Raw genomic sequence first — 15186 nt, 5'->3', positions numbered from 1 at the left:
TTCGCAACCTGACGTGCCGTCGGGGTTGACGCAATTCGCCACAAGGTAAATGTCCGGGCGATGTATCCTTTCATCCGCCTCGCCTGGCAGCTTTGGCTGACCCGCAAGCAGCCCACGATGGGGCTGACCGATTTGCATGTGTCCCACCATCTGTGCCTGCCCTGGGATCTGGACGGGTTCCTGGAGCTCAACAACGGGCGGACGCTGACACTTTATGATATCGGGCGGTTCACCGCAGGGCAGCGGATGGGCCTGTCGGGGGCATTGAAGCGCAAGCGCTGGGGCCTGGCGGTCGCGGGGGCCAGCGTGCGGTATCGCCGCCGCGTAACCGGGTTCCAGAAGATCGAGATGCGCACGCGCTGCGTGGGATGGGACGCGCGTTTCGTCTATATCGACCAGTCGATGTGGGTGGGCGACACCTGCACCAGCCAGGCCCTCCTGCGCACCGCCGTCACGTCGAAGGCGGGCACGGTGGAGCCGCGGATCGTCGCGTCCGAGATCGGATTCGACGGCCCGTCGCCCGCGCTGCCCGACTGGGTCGCCGCCTGGGTCGAGGCGGAGGGGACGCGCCCCTGGCCGCCCGTCGGCGACGTGCCCGAAGGACACGTGCCGCCCGCGATCTGACGCAGGGGGCCACGCCTGTGTTGCGCGGATTTCAAAACACCCCCAGAAGTGATGCAGACCGAGGGGACGACATAACATGACCGACATAACGCTCAGGCGCCGGGTGCGCGGCTGGATGATGTTCGATTTCGCGTCGCAGCCCTACAACACCTTGCTGCTGACCTTCATCTTCGGCCCCTATTTCGCCAGCGCGGTCATGGACAACCCGGTCAAGGCGCAGTCGGCCTTCGGTTTCGCCATCGGCATCGCAGGCGCCATCATGGCCGTCAGCGCGCCGGTGATGGGGGCGATGGCCGATGCGTCGGGCCGGCATCTGACGTGGATCAAGACGTTCTCGGTCCTCTATGTCGTGGGGGCCGCCGCGTTGTGGTTCGCGGTGCCGGGGGCGGAGTCGGTCTGGCCGATCCTGCTGTTCTTCTGCATCGGTCTGATCGGGATGGAGTTTGCGACGATCTTCACCAATGCGATGCTGCCGACGCTTGGTCCGCGCGACGAGATCGGGCGCATCTCGGGCTCCGGTTGGGCGCTGGGCTATGTTGGCGGCGTGATTTCCCTGATCGTGATCCTGGCCTTCTTCGCGGAGACCGAGGCGGGTGTGACGATGATCGGGCTGGAGCCTGCCTTCGGGTTCGACCCTGCGGTTCGCGAAGGCACGCGTTTCGTCGGGCCGTTCACCGCGATCTGGTACGTGGTGTTCATGGTGCCATTCTTTTTGTGGGTGAAGCCGGTCCAGCGGGTTTCGGAGATAATTACGCCGGTGTCGGTCACCTTGCGCCGCCTGCGCCAGACGATCCGGTCGCTGCCCGCGCGACCGTCGTTCATGGCGTATCTGGTCGGGTCGATGCTGTACCGCGATGCGCTGGCCGGGCTTTACACCTTCGGGGGCATCTATGCCGCGGGCGTTCTGGGCTGGACGACGACAGACATCGGCAAATTCGGTATCCTGGCCGCGCTGACCGGGGCGGCCTTTGCCTGGGCCGGGGGGCGAATGGACCGCGCGCGGGGACCCAAGCCGGTGATCGTGCTTTGCGTCGTCGGGTTGATCGCGACGTCGGTCGGCGTGATCTCGATCACGCAGACCTCCGTCTTCTTCCTGCCGGTGCCCGAGGGGTCGATCCTGCCCGACCTCGCATTCTATGTGATGGGCGCGCTGGTGGGCGCGGCGGGGGGCGCGCTGCAGGCGTCCAGCCGCACGATGCTGGTGCGCCTGGTCGACCCGGATCACGTGACCGAAGGGTTCGGGCTTTTTGCGCTGGCGGGCAAGGCGACGGCCTTCCTGGCCCCGACGTTGATCGGGCTGGTGACATATCTGTTCGACAGTCAGCGGATCGGGGTGCTGCCTGTTGTCGCGCTGTTCACACTCGGGCTGATCCTGCTAGTCTGGGTGAAACCCGAAGGCGAGGCCACCGCATGATCCGTATCGCAACACTTGCCCTGACATTGATGCTGGCCCTGCCGGCGCAGGCGCAGTTGGCCAAGACGCAATTCGGGGCCGCGCGCGCCGGATCGGCACAATCGCCCGAACCCATCGGCAGCTATGCCAAGGGCTGCGCCGCCGGCCTGGTTCAACTGCCGGAAACGGGCGACAGCTGGCAGGCGATGCGCCTGTCGCGCAACCGCAACTGGGGGCACCCCGAACTGGTCGATCTGGTGCGGGACGTCGCGCGCCACATGAACCGCATCGGCTGGGCCGGGATCTATGTCGGAGACATGAGCCAGCCGCGCGGCGGACCGATGCTGTCGGGTCACCGCAGTCACCAGATCGGGCTGGACGCCGACATCTGGCTTTATCCGACGACGCGGATGAACCTGTCGCGCGGCGAACGGGAGAATATCTCGGCCATCTCGATGCGCCGGGCCGGGGGGGCCTTTGTCAACGCCAACTGGTCGCGGGGGCAGCATGAGTTGGTCAAGAAGGCAGCGCAGGATCCGCGGACGGCGCGCATCTTCATCTTTCCGGGGGCCAAGGTCGAAATGTGCAAGACCGAGACCGGGGATCGGTCGTGGTTGCGCAAGGTCCGTCCCTGGTACGGCCATCATTATCACATGCACGTTCGCATGTCGTGCCCGCGCGGCGCGCGCGGCTGCGTCGATCAGGCGGCCCCGCCCCCCGGCGACGGCTGCGGCGAGGCGCAGGAATGGGTGAACAACATCCTGAATCCGCAGCCGGCCCCGCCGCGCGACCCGAACGCGCCCGCCCCGCAGCCGCGCCGGGAATTGCAGCTGGCCGATCTTCCGACGCAATGCGTTTCGGTCCTCTCCTCGCGCTAGGGCTGATCGCCGGGTCGCCTGCGTTCACCGCCGAATTCCTCGGGTCCCATGTCTGGACGCCGGGGTTCGACGGGGCGGGGGGATACTCGGCGATCTGGCTGGATGACGACGGGGCGCAAACGCTGCTTTTGTCGGATCGGGGGACATGGGTGCGCGGCACGGTGACGCGCGATACGACCGGCAAGGTCACCGGGTTCGACATATCGGATCGCGGTCCGCTGCTGCGGTCGACGGGCGGCGCGTTGCAGGCGGGGGAAACGGATGCGGAAGCCATCGCTCAGGTCGACGGTGTTTTCTTCGTCGCCTATGAGGGCACCCACCGCGTCATGCGCCACCCCGACATTGCCGCCCCGCCCGAACGCTTTGCGCAGGACGGCCGGTTCGAGGCGTTGCAGGGCAATTCCGGGCTGGAGGCGCTGGCCGCGGATGCGCAGGGGCGCCTTTATGCCATCCCGGAGCGGTCGGGCGGATCGACGACGCCTTTTCCGGTGTCCCGCTTTGACGGCGGGCAATGGTCGCAGCCGTTCGCGCTGCGCCGCGACGGCCGGTTCCTGGTGTCGGGGGCGGATGTGGGCCCGGACGGTCGGCTTTATATTCTGGAGCGGGACTTCGCATTGCTTGGCTTTCGCAGCCGGGTGCGCAGTTTCGATCTGACCGGCGGCGACGAACGGCTGGAGCTGGTGACGGGGATCGGGGTGCACGACAATCTGGAAGGGATCGAGGTGTGGCGCGACGCGGCAGGGCGCACGCGCGTCACGATGATCTCCGACGACAATCAGCGCCCGCTGATCCAGCGCACGGAATTCGTCGACTACGTTCTGGACTGAAGGAACCGATGCCTTCTTCTGGTCGATGAAACCTTCGGGAGTGCGGGGGCTGGCCCCCGGCCCGGTCAGCCCTCGACCCGGCCCGGAATTTCCTGACGGCGGGTGCGGGGATGATGCCAGTTTTCCAGATGCGCCAGCGCCTCTTCGGCCGTTTCCACGAAACGGAACAGGTCCAGATCGTCCGCGCCGATGGTCCCCGCCTCCTGCAAGGCGTCCCAATTGATGATGGAGCGCCAGAATTTCTCTCCGAACAGAAGGAACGGCACGCGCTCCATCCGGCCGGTCTGGATTAGAGTCAGCGCCTCGAACATCTCGTCCAGGGTGCCGAAGCCGCCCGGAAACACGCAGATCGCGCTGGCGCGCATCAAGAAGTGCATCTTGCGGATCGCGAAATAGTGGAAGTTGAACGACAGATCGGGCGTCACGAATTCGTTCGGGGCCTGTTCGTGGGGCAGCACGATGTTCAGGCCGATGCTGCGTCCGCCGGCATCGTGGGCGCCGCGATTGCCCGCCTCCATCACGCCGGGGCCGCCGCCGGTGACGATGACATTCTCGCGCCCGGCCGACGTCGCGATGGAGCGTTCGGTGACCAGACGGGCGAAGCGCCGCGCCTCGTCGTATTGGGCGGTCAGGTCGCGCAGGGTGTCGGTGCGCGCCGTCGCCTTGTTTTCGGGCCGGGGAATGCGCGCGCCCCCGAACAGAACGACGGTGGAGGTGATCTGAGCCTCGTCCATCAAAAGCTCGGGCTTCATCAGCTCCAGTTGCAGGCGCACGGGGCGCAGGTCCTCGCGGCAGAGGAACTCCTCGTCGGCGAAGGCCAGGCGATAGGCCGGGTTGCGGGTCTGGGGCGTGTCGGGAACGGTGCGGGCGGTGGTGCGGTCTTCGCCGGAATGGCGCAGCGGATGGCGGGCGTCGGTCATGGAAATCCTCGGATTGGTCGAAGGGTCTGTAACAGGCGCGCGCCTCAAAGCCGAGACAGGATCAGGCCCCCGGCCACCAACGTGACGGCAAGCAGGCGCGTCGGCGTGATCGGGTGAACGGGGGCCGCGAAGGCCCCCAGGGCGTCCAGGACCAGCGCCGCGCCCAACTGTCCCAGCAGAAGGGCGGCAAAGGCCGTCAGGATCCCGATGGTGGGCACCGACCAGAGCATTGCCCAGACGACGACCGCCCCCAGCAGACCGCCCGCCCAATAGTGCGGCGGCATCGTCGTCGCCCGTGCAAGGGCCGGCCCCTGGCCGAACGCGAAGGTCAGCGCCAGAAGGGCGACGAAACCGACCCCGAAACTGATCGCCGCCGCCGCGACACCCCCGCCGATGCCGCGCCCGAGTGCGGCGTTGAGCGGTGCCTGAATCGCGAAGCCGATCCCCGCGACGAAGACCACGACGATCGGGAAAAAAAGTGCAGGGAAGAGGTGGGGCATGTCTGGACCGATCCGGCGGGGGCGGGATTGCCCCGTGAAGGGCTGGCGGATAAGAGCGGGCCAGTCAATTCCCAGCCCGTCCCCCCAAGAGGTCTTCCATGTCGAACCAACAGCTCGAAACCGCCATCGAAGCCGCCTGGGAGACGCGCGACTCCATCTCGCCCCAGACCACCGGCGAGACGCGCGACGCGATCGAAGCGACGCTGGACGCGCTGGATTCAGGGTCGTTGCGGGTGGCCGAGAAGCAGGCGTCGGGCGACTGGCACGTCAACCAATGGGCCAAGAAGGCCGTGTTGCTGGGGTTCCGCCTGAAGGACATGGAATTGCAGTCGGGCGGTCCACAGGGCGGATCCTGGTGGGATAAGGTCGATTCGAAGTTCCACGGCTGGAACGCGGCCAAATGGCAGGCGGCAGGCTTCCGCGCGGTGCCCAACTGCATCGTGCGCAAGTCGGCCTATATTGCGCCGGGCGTCGTGCTGATGCCGTCGTTCGTGAACCTGGGCGCCTATGTCGACACCGGAACCATGATCGACACCTGGGCCACCGTGGGCAGCTGCGCGCAGATCGGCAAGAACGTGCACCTGTCGGGCGGTGTGGGCATCGGTGGCGTGCTGGAGCCGATGCAGGCCGGGCCGACGATCATCGAAGACAATTGCTTCATCGGGGCGCGGTCCGAGGTGGTCGAAGGCTGCATCGTGCGCGAAGGCAGCGTGTTGGGGATGGGTGTCTTCATTGGTAAGTCGACGCGGATCGTGAATCGGATCACCGGCGATATCACCTATGGCGAGGTGCCGCCCTATTCGGTGGTCGTGGCGGGGTCGATGCCGGGGAATTCGATGATGGGAAACGGGCAGGCCGCCCCGAACCTGTATTGTGCGGTGATCGTGAAGCAGGTCGATGCGCAGACGCGGTCGAAGACGGCCATCAACGAGCTCCTCCGGGATTGAGGGCGAAATCATTGAAAAGGCGGGGTTCGGTCTTGTTCCGGACCCACCAACTTGGTTTCGTGTCGGCATCAGAACCGGAGACAGGAAACCGATGAAGTCCTTCTTTGTCCTGCCCGCCGTATTGGCCCTTTCGGCCTGCGTCGGTGCGTCGACCCCCGATTATCAAACCTCCTGCATGTTCGAAGTTTCGCCCCCGGGGGCCTATTCCTCCAATCTTGTCCGCGGTGCCGTGAGCGAAGCAGTTCCCGTCTATTCGACGGGCGCGACCGATGCGGGTGCCGCAATGCTCAACGCCTGTATCCGGGCCAAGGCCGCGGCAGATGGTGTCGCGCTGGCCTTGGTGCCAGGCTAATTCCCGGCAGTCGCGCGTCGCAGCTTTCCGAACAGCGCGGTCAGGACATCCGCGCTTACGGCACGCCGCCTTCGCAAAGTTGATGCGTCTGACGCAGTCGGGTCAGGCATGATCCGCCGCCTATTCTTCGCGGCCAATGGCCGCTTCTTCCAGGGCGTCCATGTGGGCGCGGGCGATGGAGGTGCGGCCCAGCCCTTTCCACAGGCCACGCCGCCAGGCGCGATGCGCGGAGCGCGGTTCCCACTGCATCCGCGCGCCGGCCAGCCACTCGCGCAGCGCGGGCGGCAGGGCGTCGTAATCGGCCATCACGCGCTTGCGATCGCGGGCTTCGGACAGGGGGGCGTTGCGGGTCATGGCATCGAAATGGGATTTCGCACGCAAGCTGTCAAATGCCGGAACCCATTTGGGGGGGTGCGGCGTTCTGTCGTTACGCACACCACACTGGAGGACCGCACAATGGGTCTCGGATTTTTCGCATCTATCATCGTCGGCGGTCTGGCCGGCTGGATTGCCAGCATGATCATGAAGGCCGACACCGGCCTTTTCCTGAACATCATCTTGGGCATCGTCGGGGCCGTGGTCCTGAACTTTATTCTTGGGCTTTTGGGCATCTATGCCGCCGACGCCTGGATCCCGCAGCTTTTCGTGGGCATCATCGGGGCCTGCATCCTGATCTTCGGGGTGCGCGCCGTCCGCAGTTGACGCCGCCGATCCTCGACACTGCGCCGTCCCTTCGGGGGCGGCGTTTTGCGTTTGGGCTTGGTTGACACCGGGCCACCCGCGGCGGACACCCGTGCCCATGTCAGACAAGAAACCCAAGCGCCCGCATTACGTCTATACCCTACTGGTCGAGGTCGGTCGCAAGTCGGGCGACGGCCTGCCCGACGACGCGACCGGGGCGGCGTTGATGTGCTACGCCAGTGGCGTGGACGAGGACGAGGCTGTGCGCGAAAGCGTGGCCGTCCTCAAGACTGCCGACCTCAACGTGCTGGAGGTGACCGGCTATGGTTCGCTGGAAGAGCGCGAGGCCGAGGGCCACGACATCGAACACGACGAACGCAAGATGATGGCGCGCGCGCTGCGCGAAAACTCGGTCGTGGTCGCGCAGACCACCGTCTTTCGCGAGGGCGACGAGGGGATGCCGTCGGACGAAGGCGACGACGATGACGGTTGATCCCGTCGATCTGACGGCCCGGCTTGTCCGCTGCCCCAGTGTCACGCCCGAAGAAGGCGGCGCGCTGGTCCTGCTGGAGGCGGTGCTGTCGGACGCCGGGTTCGCCTGCACCCGCGTGGACCGCGCAGGCACGTCCAACCTTTATGCGCGCTGGGGCGACAGGGCGCACGCGCGCACCTTCGGGTTCAACGGTCATACCGATGTCGTGCCCGTCGGCGACCGCGACGCCTGGACCAAGGATCCGTTCGGCGCCGAGATCGAGGACGGCTGGCTTTATGGGCGCGGGGCGACGGATATGAAGTCGGGCGTGGCCGCCTTTGCCGCCGCCGCCGTGGACTTCGTGACCGAGACGCCGCCCGACGGCGCAATCGTGCTGGCGATCACCGGCGACGAGGAGGGGGACGCGACCGACGGCACCGTCGCATTGCTGGACTGGATGGCGGCGGAGGGCGAGCGGCTCGACGTCTGCATCGTCGGGGAGCCGACGTCGCCGGATCACATGGGTCAGATGATGAAGATCGGACGGCGCGGGTCACTGACCGCCTGGTTCACGTTCCGGGGTACGCAGGGCCACGCCGCCTATCCGCATCTGGCGCTGAACCCGTTGCCCGCGATGGCGCGGCTGATGGCGGATCTGTCGGGGCATGTTCTGGACGACGGGACCGACCATTTCGACGCCTCCACCCTGGCGATCGTGACGATGGACGTGGGCAACCCTGCGACCAACGTCATTCCGGCGGACGGGCATGCGACGGTCAACATCCGGTTCAACGATGCACACACCGGGGCCGGCCTGACCGAATGGTTGCGGGCCGAAGCGGACCGGATCGCGGATGAGACCGGCGTGGCGGTCGACATGAAGGTCAAGATTTCCGGCGAGAGTTTCGTGACGCCGCCGGGGGCATTGTCCGATCTGGTGGCGAAGGCCGTGCAGGTGGAGACGAACCGCACGCCCGAGCTGTCGACCACGGGGGGCACATCGGATGCGCGCTTCGTCAAGGACCATTGCCCCGTGGTGGAGTTCGGACTGGTCGGGCACCGGATGCACGCCGTCGACGAACGTGTGCGGGTCGAGCAGATCGAGCAGTTGAAGGCCATCTATGCCCGGGTGCTGCGCGACTACTTCGGCTAAGCGGCTTTCTGCGCCTGATCGGGGCGCAGAAACACGGGTGCATCCTCCGCCGATTGCGAGGGCTGATATTCGTAACCGCCGGTGGTGAATCCGCGCAGGTCGGCCGGGTCCGTGATGCGGTTTTCCATCACGAAGCGGGCCATCGCGCCGCGCGCCTGTTTGGCGAAGAACCCGACGACCTTGGGGCCGCCCGGCTTATCTTCCAGAAAGCGCGGGGTGACGACGGGCAGGGTCAGGGCGTCGCGGTCGACGGCCCCGAAGTATTCCTGACTGGCGCAGTTCAGCAGATGGGTGGCCCCCGTGTCAGCAGCGTCGTCGTTGAGCGCACGCGCGATCCGGTCGCCCCAGAAGTCGTAGAGCGTCTTGCCGCGGGCGGTTGCCAGCTTGCTGCCCATTTCGAGGCGGTAGGGTTTGAGCGCGTCGAGCGGGCGCAGCAGGCCGTACATCCCCGACAGGATGCGCAGATGCCCCTGCGCCTGGCGCAACGCGTCGCCCGACAGCGTGCCTGCATCCAAGCCGGTGTAGGTATCGCCGGCGAAGGCGAAGACCGCCGCCTTTTCCGGCGCAACGTCCCAATCGCGGAAGCGGTCGCGGTTGAGCACGGCAAGCGTTTCGGAAATGGACATCAGTTTCATCAGCTGCGTAACCGACAGGTCCCGCGCGACCGTCGCCAGCTGCGCGACGTCGTCGGGGAACCGCACGGGCGTGGCCGTATGGGTCACTGCAGCAAAGTCGAGCGTCTTGGCGGGTGAGATCACGGTCAGCATGGGCAGCTCCTTTGCGGGCAAGATAATCGCGGCGGCGGCAGTCTCAACCCTCGCGCAGGATCTCCAGGAAGGCATCGCCGAAGCGTTCGGCGTGGCGGTCCCCCAGGATGCGGGTGATGTCGCCGGGTTCGGCGCGCGCGCGCGCGACCTTGGCCAGTTGCGACGACGAACAGGTCATGGGTTTGTCCGTGCCCGTCTCGCCGCGCGCCAGATCGTTCTGGACCGACAGCAGGCGGTCATAGATCGCGCCTTCGGTTCGACCGGCCAGCTTGCGCCGTGCGGGGTGGACGTCTTCGGGCACCTCTCCGGTCAGGACGGCCAGGAACGTCTTGCCGTAGCGTTCGAGTTTCTTGGCCCCGACGCCGGTGATGCGCGCCATCTTGTCCAGCGTGTCGGGCCGCGTTTCGGCCATTTCGATCAGGGTGCGGTCGTTGAAGACGACGTAGGCCGGCACGCCCTGCGCTTCGGCCAAGGCACGGCGCTGCGCCTTGAGCGCGGAGAGCATCGGGGCGTCTTCCTCGGACACCAGTTGTTTGACGGCCGGCCGACGTTCGGCGCGCTTGATGCTGTCGCGGCGCAGGGTCACCGATTCCTCTCCGCGCAGGATGGGGCGGGCGGGGTCGGTCATGCGCAGCGCGCCGTGACGTTCGGCGTCGGGCCGCACCAGATCCAGGCCCATCATCTGACGGAACACGGCCTGCCACTGATGTTTGGGCGTCTCCGACCCGACGCCCCAGGTCGGCAGGGTGTCATGGGCGAAGCGGGCGGTCTTTTCAGTTGCGGTTCCCGTCAGCACGTCGATCAGGTGACCGATGCCGAAGCGTTCCTCGGTTCGCAGCATGGCCGACAGGGCCTTGCGGACCTGGGTGGTCGCATCGAACAATTCGGGCGGTTTTTCGCAAAGATCGCAGTTGCCGCACGGCTGCGGGCTTTCGCCGAAATACCCCAGCAGCGTGACGCGGCGGCAAACCTGCGCCTCGGCCAGGCCCAGAAGGGCGTTCAGGCGACCGTGGTCGGCCACGCGCAGGTCGGGCGGCACCATACCTTCGTCGATCTGCTGGCGGCGGTAGCGGATGTCGTCGGCCCCGAACAGCGTCAGCGTGTCTGCGGGGGCCCCGTCGCGGCCCGCGCGGCCGATTTCCTGGTAGTAGCTTTCGATGGATTTGGGCAGATCGGCGTGGGCGACCCAGCGGATGTCGGGCTTGTCGATGCCCATACCGAAGGCGACCGTGGCGCAGACGATCAGACCGTCTTCCTGTTGAAAGCGGCGCTCGACATCCCGTCGGTCGTCGGCGTCCATTCCGGCGTGGTAGTGGCAGGCGGAGTGGCCATCGTCGGTCAGCGCGCGGGCGATCCCCTCGGTCTTGGCCCGCGTGCCGCAGTAGACGATGCCCGACTGCCCCTTGCGGGCCGCGGCAAAGGACAGGATCTGGCTGCGGGGCGAATTCTTGGTCTGGAAGGACAGGGTGATGTTGGGCCGGTCGAAGCCATGCAGGAAGGTTTCGGGTTCTGCGTCGAACAGGCGTTGACCGATTTCGGCCCGGGTTTCGGCGTCCGCCGTGGCGGTAAAGGCGGCCAGCGGCACGTCGAGGGCGCGGCGCAATTCCCCGATGCGCAGGTAGTCGGGGCGGAAGTCATGGCCCCACTGGCTGACGCAATGGGCCTCGTCCACGGCGATCAGGCTGCACCCGGCCTGCCGCAACATCCGTTCCGTCCCGCCCGACGCCAGGCGTTCGGGCGCGATGTAGAGCAGCTTCAGCCGCTCCGTCTCGATCGCCTGCCAGACGGCCTCGGTCTCTTCTTCGGTGTTGCCGGAGGTCAGCGCACCGGCGCAGACCCCCGCCTCCTGCAAGGCGCGCACCTGATCGCGCATCAGGGCGATCAGCGGGGAAATGACCACCGTCAGACCGGGTCGAACCAGCGCGGGCAGTTGGAAACACAGCGATTTGCCGCCACCCGTCGGCATGATGGCAAGAACGTCCCGACCTGCGACGACGGCCTGCACGATTTCTTCCTGGCCGGGGCGGAAGGCATCGAATCCGAAGATGGAGGACAGAAGATCCTGCGCGTCTGGCATGGAAGGCTCGGGCTTGGTGGGTTTCCAACGGAATCCCATAGCGTCCGACGGGAAACAAGGGGGCCGGGCGTGTTTCCGAAGAGTAGTTTTTGCGAACGATTCGCAATAATTCGCTTGGCATAGGCTGTCAGTGGTGGTAGTCGGGCGACCCTGACGCAAAATATGGGGGGCTATCCATGTCCATCCTTCGTACCCTTACCGTCGCCCTGGCCCTGTCCGGGCCTGCCATGGCCCCCGTCGCCGCGCAGGAGGTGACGCTGCGGTTCCAGCATTTCGTGAACCCGAATTCCGCAAATCCGACGTATTTCATGCAGCCCTGGGCCGATGCGATCGAGGAGCAATCGGGCGGCCGCATCAAGGTGGAGCTTTATCCCTTCATGCAACTGGGCGGCGCGGCGCCGAACCAATACGACCTGATCGCGGATGGCGCGGTGGATGGCGGCTGGGTCATCCCCGGCTACCAGCCTGGACGCTTCCCGAAGGCCGAAGCGCTGGAGTTGCCGTTCATGACGTCGAAATCGGCGGAAGCATCGTCGCGCGGGGCTTGGGCCTTTACGCAACAGCATCTTCTGGACGATTTCGCCGAGGTTCATGTCATCGCCGCGCATCTGCACGGCCGCGGCATCATCCACAAGAAAGGCGCGCCCATCGCGGTGGTCGAGGATTTCGCGGGTCTGACCCTGCGCGGCCCGTCGCGGCCCGCGACGCTGCTGCTGGACAAGTTGGGTGCGAACCCGGTTGGCATGCCGGTCCCGGCCTTCCCCGAAGCGCTGTCCAAGGGCGTGATCGAAGGGGGAGTCATCCCGTGGGAGCAGGCCCCGTCGCTGAAGCTGGACGAGTTGACCGACAGTCATACGGACGTTGCCGGCGATCGGTCGCTCTACAACCTCTATTTCCTCTGGGCGATGAACCGGGGCGTCTATGACGGGCTGCCGGAGGATCTGAAGGCGGTGATCGACGCGAATTCCGGTCTGATGGCGTCGGAATGGGCGGGGCGCGCGCATGACAGGGGCGATGCCGAGGCCGAGGCGACAATCGGGGCGGAAACGGACAATGCGACCACCGAACTGTCGCCCGAAGTGACGGCGCAGATCGAAGCGTTGGGTGCCGAAGTCACCGCCGAGTGGATCGAGGAGATGACGGCGCGGGGCCTGAACGGGTCCGATCTGGTCGCGGATGCGCAGGCCGCGATGTCGGCGGAGTGACGGTTGGGGCATCGCCCCCGCCGTTTGAGTATCTCGGCCAGAAGAAAGGGCGACGGGCTTCGACCTGTCGCCCTATTTCAATCGGGCCAGCGTGACGGTCGTGTCGCCGTACGTGCGTTGATCGACTTGCGTAAGGTCGGTCAAAACAGGCGGTGCGGCCTCCTCCCACACGATCAGGGCATCTGGTGCCAACCAACCATGATCGCGTAACGCGACAACGGCCTTTTCGCCAAGGCCCTGGCCGTAGGGCGGGTCGAGGAAGACCAGATCGTGCGGTGTGCCGGGGCCGGGGCGCCGGGCATCGCGGGGGTGGATGCGGGCGTCGGCGTCCAGCAAGGCGATGTTTTCGCGCAGGATGGCAAGGCTCTTGCGGCCCTGTTCGATGAAGGTCGCCGTGGCGGCCCCCCGGCTGAGCGCCTCCAGCCCCAGCGCGCCGGTGCCCGCGAACACATCGAGCACGCGGGTGCCGTCGAGCGTGTCGGCATGGCCGCCGTTGACCAGCAGGTTGAAGATGCTTTCGCGCACCCGGTCGGTGGTGGGGCGCAGGTGGGCCGCCATGTCGCCCTTGCCGACGTTGGCCAATCTGCGGCCCCGCCAGTCGCCCCCGACGATCCTCATGCGGGGGACCTCACATCAGGCTCTTGATCGGGGTCGCGCCATCGGCGACGGCGGATTTGGCGGGGGACCGCCCCGCTTCGATCAGGCGCTTGCCGACCATGTAGGCGCGGGGGTCATTCATCGCATCGACCGCCAGCAGGCGGTCACCGTTGTAATACCAATGCGACCGGCCGTCGCCGTCGCGCACCACGATGTCGTCGAACCCGGCGTTCAGGCCGGCGATCTGCAGCTTCACGTCGTATTGGTCGGACCAGAACCACGGACGCGGCACGTAAGCCTCGGTCCCGCCCAGCACGTTTCGGGCGACGACTTCGGCCATGTCGATGGCGTTGGGCACCGATTCCAGCCTTACGCGCCCATTGCCCACGGGAAAGGACGCGCAATCGCCCGCCGCCCAGATGCCGGGGGCCGAGGTACGGCCCCGCGCGTCCACCGCGATCCCGTTGTCGAGCGTCAGGCCCGCCGCCTCGGCCAATGCGGTTTCGGGATGGGCGCCGATGCCCGCGATGACGATGTCGACGGCGATCTCGGTGCCGTCGGTCAGGCGCGCGGCTTCGATCCGGCCGTCGCCCAGCAGGGTGTCGAGGCCGACGCCTTCGCGGATATCGACGCCGTGATCGCGGTGCAGGGCGCGAAACCAGTCGGCGGTGGGTTTGCAGGCCACGCGGTTGAGCAGCCGGACGTTCAGCTCCACCAGCACCACGTCCAGCCCGATCTTGCGCGCCACCGCCGCCGCCTCAAGCCCGATATAGCCGCCGCCGACGACCAGCATCCGGCGGCCTGGCGTCATTTGCGGCCGCAGCGCGTCGATATCGGCCAACGTGCGGATCACATGCGTGCCAAGCAGGCCCCCGGTGCAGCGGTCGGGCAGGGCGTTGGGCGTCGACCCGGTGGCCAGGATGGCGGCGTCGAAAGTGTCGGATCCGCCGCGATGCATCAGGGTTCGTGTGCCTGTGTCCAGTGCGGTGATCGGGGTGCCCAAGCGCAATTCGACGTCGTGATCGTCATAGAACGTGCGGGGGCGCAGGTGCAGACGCGTCCGCTCCATCTCGCCCAGCAGATAGGCCTTGGACAGCGGCGGGCGCTGATACGGAAGCACGTCTTCGGACCCCCACAGCGTCAGGCGGCCGTCGTAGCCCCGTTTGCGCAGCGTCTCGACCAGGGTGGCCCCGGCCTGTCCGGCCCCGATGACGGCGATGTGATCCATGGTGCCCCTCACTGGTCGCGTGTTGCCGGGACAGCTATATGCCCAATCGTACAACTTCAAATGCGAGGACCGCGATATGGCCATCTCCACCGGCGACACCCTGCCCGATGCACAGCTGATCCGAATGGGGGCCGATGGCCCCGAGACGGTTTCGCTGGCCGAGATCGGCGTGGGCAAGACCATCGCCGTCTTTGCCGTGCCCGGTGCCTATACCCCGACCTGTTCGTCGGCCCATGTGCCCAGTTTCATCCGCACCAAGGGCGCATTCGCGGCCAAGGGCGTGGATACGATCGTCTGCGTCGCGGTCAACGATCCCTTCGTGATGAAGGCCTGGGGCGAGGCGACGGGGGCGACGGCCGCCGGGTTGCACATGCTGGCCGATGCGGACGGATCGTTCACCAAGGCGATCGGCATGGATTTCGACGCACCGCCGGCCGGCCTGATCGGGCGGTCGCAGCGGTATGCGATGCTGGTGGATGACGGCACCGTCAAAGCACTGCACGTCGAAGAAAGCCCCGGCGTCTGCGAAACCTCGGCTGGTGAATCGCTGCTCGAAGAACTCTGA

Annotated in this window: 18 protein-coding genes; 11 read left to right on the top strand and 7 right to left on the bottom strand. The window is 66.6% G+C overall.

Annotated features, from left to right (window positions below; all coding sequences use genetic code 11):
- The first annotated feature begins 60 nt into the window (after positions 1-60).
- The 4 genes from JDO7802_RS04655 to JDO7802_RS04640 all read left to right on the top strand — a co-directional run bounded on the left by JDO7802_RS04655 (position 61) and on the right by JDO7802_RS04640 (position 3722).
- Positions 61-624: an acyl-CoA thioesterase gene (locus JDO7802_RS04655; RefSeq protein WP_055083157.1), complete on the top strand. Its 564-nt coding sequence runs from the start codon at positions 61-63 to the stop codon at positions 622-624.
- 76 nt (positions 625-700) lie between these two features.
- Positions 701-2038 carry an MFS transporter gene (locus JDO7802_RS04650; RefSeq protein ID WP_055083155.1) on the top strand — a complete coding sequence of 446 codons (1338 nt, stop codon included), beginning with the start codon at positions 701-703 and terminating at the stop codon, positions 2036-2038.
- Entirely contained in the window at positions 2035-2895 is an 861-nt protein-coding gene (gene mepA / locus JDO7802_RS04645) for a penicillin-insensitive murein endopeptidase (RefSeq protein ID WP_055083154.1), read from the top strand. The genes JDO7802_RS04650 and mepA overlap by 4 nt, the downstream gene beginning before the upstream one ends.
- A complete protein-coding gene (locus tag JDO7802_RS04640) occupies positions 2868-3722 on the top strand; it encodes an esterase-like activity of phytase family protein (protein ID WP_055083151.1) in 855 nt (284 codons plus the stop codon). Before mepA ends, JDO7802_RS04640 begins: the two co-directional genes overlap by 28 nt.
- 65 nt (positions 3723-3787) lie before the next feature.
- Here the strand turns inward: JDO7802_RS04640 and JDO7802_RS04635 are convergent, their stop codons facing one another.
- Together JDO7802_RS04635 and JDO7802_RS04630 are read right to left on the bottom strand one after the other, a co-directional pair.
- A complete protein-coding gene (locus JDO7802_RS04635; protein ID WP_055083149.1) occupies positions 3788-4642 on the bottom strand; it encodes an LOG family protein in 855 nt (284 codons plus the stop codon).
- Between the two features lie 44 nt (positions 4643-4686).
- Positions 4687-5142, bottom strand: coding sequence for a DMT family transporter (locus JDO7802_RS04630; RefSeq protein ID WP_144430526.1), 456 nt, complete (start codon positions 5140-5142; stop codon positions 4687-4689).
- 98 nt (positions 5143-5240) lie between these two features.
- On the opposite strand from JDO7802_RS04630, the gene dapD reads away from it, so the two are divergent.
- The gene (gene dapD / locus JDO7802_RS04625; protein ID WP_055083146.1) at positions 5241-6089 is read left to right on the top strand and encodes a 2,3,4,5-tetrahydropyridine-2,6-dicarboxylate N-succinyltransferase; all 849 of its coding nucleotides are present in this window, start codon (positions 5241-5243) and stop codon (positions 6087-6089) included.
- Between the two features lie 91 nt (positions 6090-6180).
- Complete coding sequence (locus JDO7802_RS04620) at positions 6181-6441, top strand: hypothetical protein (RefSeq protein WP_055083144.1); 261 nt, start codon at positions 6181-6183, stop codon at positions 6439-6441.
- Between the two features lie 120 nt (positions 6442-6561).
- Here the strand turns inward: JDO7802_RS04620 and JDO7802_RS04615 are convergent, their stop codons facing one another.
- Complete coding sequence (locus JDO7802_RS04615) at positions 6562-6795, bottom strand: DUF6525 family protein (RefSeq protein WP_055083141.1); 234 nt, start codon at positions 6793-6795, stop codon at positions 6562-6564.
- A 102-nt stretch (positions 6796-6897) separates the two neighbouring features.
- On the opposite strand from JDO7802_RS04615, the gene JDO7802_RS04610 reads away from it, so the two are divergent.
- The 3 genes from JDO7802_RS04610 to dapE all read left to right on the top strand — a co-directional run bounded on the left by JDO7802_RS04610 (position 6898) and on the right by dapE (position 8747).
- Entirely contained in the window at positions 6898-7143 is a 246-nt protein-coding gene (locus JDO7802_RS04610) for a GlsB/YeaQ/YmgE family stress response membrane protein (RefSeq protein WP_055083140.1), read from the top strand.
- Positions 7144-7240: 97 nt separating this feature from the next.
- The gene (locus JDO7802_RS04605) at positions 7241-7615 is read left to right on the top strand and encodes a DUF8846 family protein (RefSeq protein WP_055083139.1); all 375 of its coding nucleotides are present in this window, start codon (positions 7241-7243) and stop codon (positions 7613-7615) included.
- Positions 7605-8747: a succinyl-diaminopimelate desuccinylase gene (dapE, locus tag JDO7802_RS04600; RefSeq protein ID WP_055083138.1), complete on the top strand. Its 1143-nt coding sequence runs from the start codon at positions 7605-7607 to the stop codon at positions 8745-8747. The genes JDO7802_RS04605 and dapE overlap by 11 nt, the downstream gene beginning before the upstream one ends.
- On the opposite strand, the gene yaaA is transcribed toward dapE, so the two are convergent.
- Both yaaA and recQ read right to left on the bottom strand, forming a co-directional pair.
- Entirely contained in the window at positions 8744-9514 is a 771-nt protein-coding gene (yaaA, locus tag JDO7802_RS04595) for a peroxide stress protein YaaA (RefSeq protein WP_055083137.1), read from the bottom strand. The genes dapE and yaaA overlap by 4 nt on opposite strands.
- 43 nt (positions 9515-9557) lie before the next feature.
- Complete coding sequence (recQ, locus tag JDO7802_RS04590) at positions 9558-11591, bottom strand: DNA helicase RecQ (RefSeq protein WP_055084710.1); 2034 nt, start codon at positions 11589-11591, stop codon at positions 9558-9560.
- 176 nt (positions 11592-11767) lie between these two features.
- Between recQ and JDO7802_RS04585 the strand changes: the two genes are divergently transcribed.
- Positions 11768-12796, top strand: a complete 1029-nt coding sequence (locus tag JDO7802_RS04585; protein WP_055083135.1) for a TRAP transporter substrate-binding protein — start codon at positions 11768-11770, stop codon at positions 12794-12796.
- A 72-nt stretch (positions 12797-12868) separates the two neighbouring features.
- On the opposite strand, the gene rsmD is transcribed toward JDO7802_RS04585, so the two are convergent.
- Both rsmD and JDO7802_RS04575 read right to left on the bottom strand, forming a co-directional pair.
- The gene (rsmD, locus tag JDO7802_RS04580; protein WP_055083133.1) at positions 12869-13414 is read right to left on the bottom strand and encodes a 16S rRNA (guanine(966)-N(2))-methyltransferase RsmD; all 546 of its coding nucleotides are present in this window, start codon (positions 13412-13414) and stop codon (positions 12869-12871) included.
- A 10-nt stretch (positions 13415-13424) separates the two neighbouring features.
- Positions 13425-14621 carry an NAD(P)/FAD-dependent oxidoreductase gene (locus JDO7802_RS04575; protein ID WP_055083131.1) on the bottom strand — a complete coding sequence of 399 codons (1197 nt, stop codon included), beginning with the start codon at positions 14619-14621 and terminating at the stop codon, positions 13425-13427.
- A 76-nt stretch (positions 14622-14697) separates the two neighbouring features.
- Between JDO7802_RS04575 and JDO7802_RS04570 the strand changes: the two genes are divergently transcribed.
- Positions 14698-15186: a peroxiredoxin gene (locus JDO7802_RS04570; RefSeq protein ID WP_055083130.1), complete on the top strand. Its 489-nt coding sequence runs from the start codon at positions 14698-14700 to the stop codon at positions 15184-15186.

Source organism: Jannaschia donghaensis (assembly GCF_001403795.1).
Classification (GTDB): domain Bacteria; phylum Pseudomonadota; class Alphaproteobacteria; order Rhodobacterales; family Rhodobacteraceae; genus Jannaschia; species Jannaschia donghaensis.
Note: the sequence above shows the minus strand (reverse complement) of the source record. Positions and strands in the feature narration are given on the sequence as shown.

Excerpts from the sequence above, each read along its gene's own strand:
- JDO7802_RS04655 (WP_055083157.1), top strand. The coding sequence starts at position 61 with ATGTATCCTTTCATCCGCCTCGCCTGGCAGCTTTGGCTGACCCGCAAG.
- JDO7802_RS04650 (WP_055083155.1), top strand. The coding sequence starts at position 701 with ATGACCGACATAACGCTCAGGCGCCGGGTGCGCGGCTGGATGATGTTC.
- mepA (WP_055083154.1), top strand. The coding sequence starts at position 2,035 with ATGATCCGTATCGCAACACTTGCCCTGACATTGATGCTGGCCCTGCCG.
- JDO7802_RS04640 (WP_055083151.1), top strand. The coding sequence starts at position 2,868 with ATGCGTTTCGGTCCTCTCCTCGCGCTAGGGCTGATCGCCGGGTCGCCT.
- JDO7802_RS04635 (WP_055083149.1), bottom strand. The coding sequence starts at position 4,642 with ATGACCGACGCCCGCCATCCGCTGCGCCATTCCGGCGAAGACCGCACC.
- JDO7802_RS04630 (WP_144430526.1), bottom strand. The coding sequence starts at position 5,142 with ATGCCCCACCTCTTCCCTGCACTTTTTTTCCCGATCGTCGTGGTCTTC.
- dapD (WP_055083146.1), top strand. The coding sequence starts at position 5,241 with ATGTCGAACCAACAGCTCGAAACCGCCATCGAAGCCGCCTGGGAGACG.
- JDO7802_RS04620 (WP_055083144.1), top strand. The coding sequence starts at position 6,181 with ATGAAGTCCTTCTTTGTCCTGCCCGCCGTATTGGCCCTTTCGGCCTGC.
- JDO7802_RS04615 (WP_055083141.1), bottom strand. The coding sequence starts at position 6,795 with ATGACCCGCAACGCCCCCCTGTCCGAAGCCCGCGATCGCAAGCGCGTG.
- JDO7802_RS04610 (WP_055083140.1), top strand. The coding sequence starts at position 6,898 with ATGGGTCTCGGATTTTTCGCATCTATCATCGTCGGCGGTCTGGCCGGC.
- JDO7802_RS04605 (WP_055083139.1), top strand. The coding sequence starts at position 7,241 with ATGTCAGACAAGAAACCCAAGCGCCCGCATTACGTCTATACCCTACTG.
- dapE (WP_055083138.1), top strand. The coding sequence starts at position 7,605 with ATGACGGTTGATCCCGTCGATCTGACGGCCCGGCTTGTCCGCTGCCCC.
- yaaA (WP_055083137.1), bottom strand. The coding sequence starts at position 9,514 with ATGCTGACCGTGATCTCACCCGCCAAGACGCTCGACTTTGCTGCAGTG.
- recQ (WP_055084710.1), bottom strand. The coding sequence starts at position 11,591 with ATGCCAGACGCGCAGGATCTTCTGTCCTCCATCTTCGGATTCGATGCC.
- JDO7802_RS04585 (WP_055083135.1), top strand. The coding sequence starts at position 11,768 with ATGTCCATCCTTCGTACCCTTACCGTCGCCCTGGCCCTGTCCGGGCCT.
- rsmD (WP_055083133.1), bottom strand. The coding sequence starts at position 13,414 with ATGAGGATCGTCGGGGGCGACTGGCGGGGCCGCAGATTGGCCAACGTC.
- JDO7802_RS04575 (WP_055083131.1), bottom strand. The coding sequence starts at position 14,621 with ATGGATCACATCGCCGTCATCGGGGCCGGACAGGCCGGGGCCACCCTG.
- JDO7802_RS04570 (WP_055083130.1), top strand. The coding sequence starts at position 14,698 with ATGGCCATCTCCACCGGCGACACCCTGCCCGATGCACAGCTGATCCGA.